This is a genomic window from Silvanigrella sp. (assembly GCF_044369315.1).
Lineage (GTDB): Bacteria > Bdellovibrionota_B > Oligoflexia > Silvanigrellales > Silvanigrellaceae > Silvanigrella.
The window spans coordinates 1-3,857 of sequence record NZ_JBIPMD010000359.1 but is presented as its reverse complement, the minus strand read 5'-3'; the positions used below and the strand labels follow the sequence as shown (position 1 = coordinate 3,857).

Here is a 3,857-nt window from a genome sequence, read left to right as displayed (position 1 = left end):
CACGCCATTTAACCCCGTTTTTTTTTAATAGTTATCCTTATTTTATATAGGATTTAATTTTAAAAAACTTAGTTATGAGAAAAACACTAAAATACTTCGCACAACGGGCAGAGTACGAACTTTTAACTTGATTTTGAGATAAAATTGCACACTTTGGATTCAATTATTTTTAAAAATACCTTTAAATTCTCACTCTGTTAAAAAAATGCGAACATTTTTTTCTTAAAAGTTAAAACAAGTGTAACCAAATTTTTTGCAAGTTAAATTCCCTTTTTTAAAGGGAAAAAAGTTATTTTCTGGCTTCAAATGGCGTCAAAACGAAGCTATCGGCTTAGAGGGCCTTAACGTTGTGTCTGTTCGCAAAAAGACCCCAGATGAGATAGAAGGGAAGAACTACTTTTTCCTAAAATAAGCTTGTTGAAAATCCACTCTAAGCTAATATCTTTGCAACAGAATCTTATTTATTCCATTCAAATAATACGCCTTGATTCCAAGTTGATTGAACAAAGGATAGACAGTTTCCTATCCATAAATATCCAGAATGATCTTTACCAGTACATAAAATATTTTTTGGATCAGAATAATAATATGGGTGCTGAGTTTTAAATAAAGTATCAATCGTTGTTGCTTTATGTTCTTGCCATGGTGAATAAATTTCAAATTTCAATTTGTTATCATTCATTAATTTTTTTCTAAGTAAGAATTGTTCATTTGCCTCTACTTGTTCATAATTACATTTTTTTAATTCGAAATATACATAATTTCCTTGAAGTTTACTTTGTTCAATATTTAAATAGCTATTTCCATTATATTTTGCAAGACAATAAGGTGAATTATCGTTGTTACTACTATAATCATATCCCATTATCCGCATAGATTCTGGCTCATATCTAAATAACCAATTTAAATTATTTGATAAATTAATCCAATTTTTACTTGTAGGTGCGATATAAGTATCATCATGTTTAATTTGTTTGTAACTCAAATTTAAATTTTCTTTAAAAGATAAACCAGATAATGTGGGAATAAATTTTAATTTTAGCAAATAAGAATTTTCAGTAGTCCCATCGCATTTTGATAAGAATAAATCTCCCCAGTTAGTACCTTTATTTTTCATTCTCAAACAAATATTTGCATTTTTAAGTTTTAAATTACTGGTTATAAATACATCAGAAACATTTGCTCTATTTGTGATAAAGCTTAAATCCCAAAGTTGAAATTTATCCTGACTTTTGTTACAGGGTTTAAAACCAACATGTTGCCAACTTCCATCATCTAAGCTTGATGCTGTTAAACATAATGGCATTGAGAACCATGTTCCTCCTAGTTTAGTATAAATATTTCCATTTTTTGTAAGAGTGAAGTGAATTGAGTCTGAAGATTTTGAGACAGGGAACTTAGCAACATATTTTTCTAGGGTTTCGTTATCAGCTAATTTATAACCATTATAACCAATATTTTCAATACCAATTTTCCATTCAGTATTTGATTTATTCAATTCACTACTCTTTGACTTTTTTTGTAATATAAATTGATTCTCTAAAACAATTGAATGTGTATAAAATTGAATTGGATTAAAATTACTTTTACTAGTTTCTGAAATATTAAAAATTTGAGCATTAAAACTTTGACCATCACATTTATCTTCTAAAACAAATTGATCATTTTTAACCTCTAAACACGAGGAATTTTTTGAAATTATTGCACTAAATTTGCTTGAATAATTTTCAATTTTAGTAATATCCCATTTTTGCTCATTAGATTTTAATTCATTACATTCACTAAATGAAACGGTATTTAATTTATATTTAGTAAGACAATAGTTAATATTATCTTCAAAGTTAGTATAAATTATTTTATAAAAACCGTCTTTTGTAATTGCAAATTCAAATTCTGTAGAATTATTTTCACCAAATTTTAAAGATAATGATTTATTAACTGGTTTATTTGAAAATAATATTGATTTATTTTCATTTGTTTTAAATTGAAATAAACTACCTTTAATTCTGAATGGTTGTTCCATATATAGATTTTCAGAGCACTCATTGTCATCTTTATTAGTTTGAAACATATTTTCTTCAGAATAAATAATATGCTGAAGTTCTCTTTTTAGTCTTCGTTCATTGGATTTAAATTTACAGGTCGCAAAAAAATTCCTAATACTATTTAATGATAATCTTCTTCTTAAAGTATTAGTTGAATTTGGTATAATTGTTCTTTCTGGAGAACCCCTTTGACTGGAAGAATTTGATGATGCTGTTCTCCTAGAGTAGTCTTCTTCAAAATTTAAACCTAGAAAATGTAAAAGATTTGCATCTGTAACATAATTTTCTCTATCATTTAATCCAACAAATGACATGTTCTCTATAGCTGATGGTATTGAATTGGGAATTAAATTTGCTTCAGCATTTAAATGGGTCAATAAACTAAAATTACCATCATCGTTAAACTGTCCTGCAAAGGTTCTTCTAATATATTCTCTTGGAACAGGTAAATTATCATATGGTTCTCGTGTTCTTCCCATATCATAAAAAACGGATTCTGGATAAAATGTAGTTCTCAACCAAATATTATTTGAAACTTGAGGTAACAAACCAGAAATAGCATATTCTAATATTGTTGTAAAATCTCTACGATAATGATTTTGCGGTAAATTTGCATTTGCCAATACATTTGCTCTTATGTCATTTAATATACTTAATGAGTCATGATGATGCGTAACATTTATTTCTCTTATTATTTGTGGATGACTATAAATTGCAGGAAGCGTAAGACGACTTAGTGTTGGTACAATACCAGTTCTCAATTCATTTGTGATTCCTACGCTCTCGTTCAATGCTCGAATGACAACCTCATTTAATGAAGTCCACATTCTTTGATTTGGTCTGGCATCTTGAACTAAATTTTGATCTAAATTCCTTGGCAAGATTTCTTGAATAATCCACACATTTCCTAATTGTGGATATCTATTTCTAATTGTTTGAAGACCATCAATGCGAATTTGATTAGAAACATAATTAAGGCTTTCAAGAAGAGAAGTACTTGTTAAAAGACTTCTTGGTAATTCTCTCTGTGTGATATAATTAATTAAAAGTCTTGAATAAAAATTGGGAATATTATGATCGAAATGTTCAAATGAGCCATTATTTTGTGCTCGTTCAATTTCTGATAAAGATTGTGAATCACCACCATTTAAAAAATTAACAAAATGACGATTATAATCTTCAAGTGATATTTGATAGGCTCGATACAAATAAGAATTTGGATTTTCTTGAAATTGATTATTATCTGTGTGTGCCAAACTTGGAAATGAAAAAACTGCACTGCTTGAAATAATTGCAAATAAAAATTGAAATTGAAATTGCATCTTTTACTGGTATCCTTACTTATATTATACGCTGTCCTAAATGTTCTGGTTCTGTTGCAAATAATTAGGAGCCACGAAAGATTGGGTTGCTACTTTTCAAGAATGTCCCCTTTAGGCGCAATTATCCAGCGAGGGAGCTAAATTGCTCCCAAATAGGCAAATGGTTTTTAAATTTGAATTGCCCTTTTCTGAGCATATGATGGAGTTCAATACCTGCTAAAGTAGCTCTCGCCGATTTCAAGGAGAAGAAACCAAGCATAGGCTTTACTTTCTTTTTTATAAATCGGTGGTCTTGCTCTACAAGGTTATTTAGATATTTATTTTGTCTTATTAAGATCTTATCTTCAGATTTAAGATCTTTATGGTTCTGTTGCAAATAATTAGGAGCTACGAAAGATTGGGTTGTTACTTTTCAAGAATGTCCCCTCTAGGCGCAATTATCCAGCGAGGGAGCTAAATTGCTCCCAAATAGGCAAATGACTTTTAAATT

At 28.9% G+C, this 3,857-nt stretch carries 1 protein-coding gene and 1 pseudogene; both read right to left on the bottom strand.

The window, feature by feature from the left end; translation table 11 throughout:
* Positions 1–457 precede the first annotated feature (457 nt).
* Positions 458–3,367, bottom strand: coding sequence for a hypothetical protein (locus ACIQ56_RS17310; RefSeq protein ID WP_397602270.1), 2,910 nt, complete (start codon positions 3,365–3,367; stop codon positions 458–460).
* A 121-nt stretch (positions 3,368–3,488) separates the two neighbouring features.
* Positions 3,489–3,707: pseudogene (locus tag ACIQ56_RS17305) on the bottom strand (DDE-type integrase/transposase/recombinase); the annotation flags it as partial.
* Between the last annotated feature and the right edge of the window lie 150 nt (positions 3,708–3,857).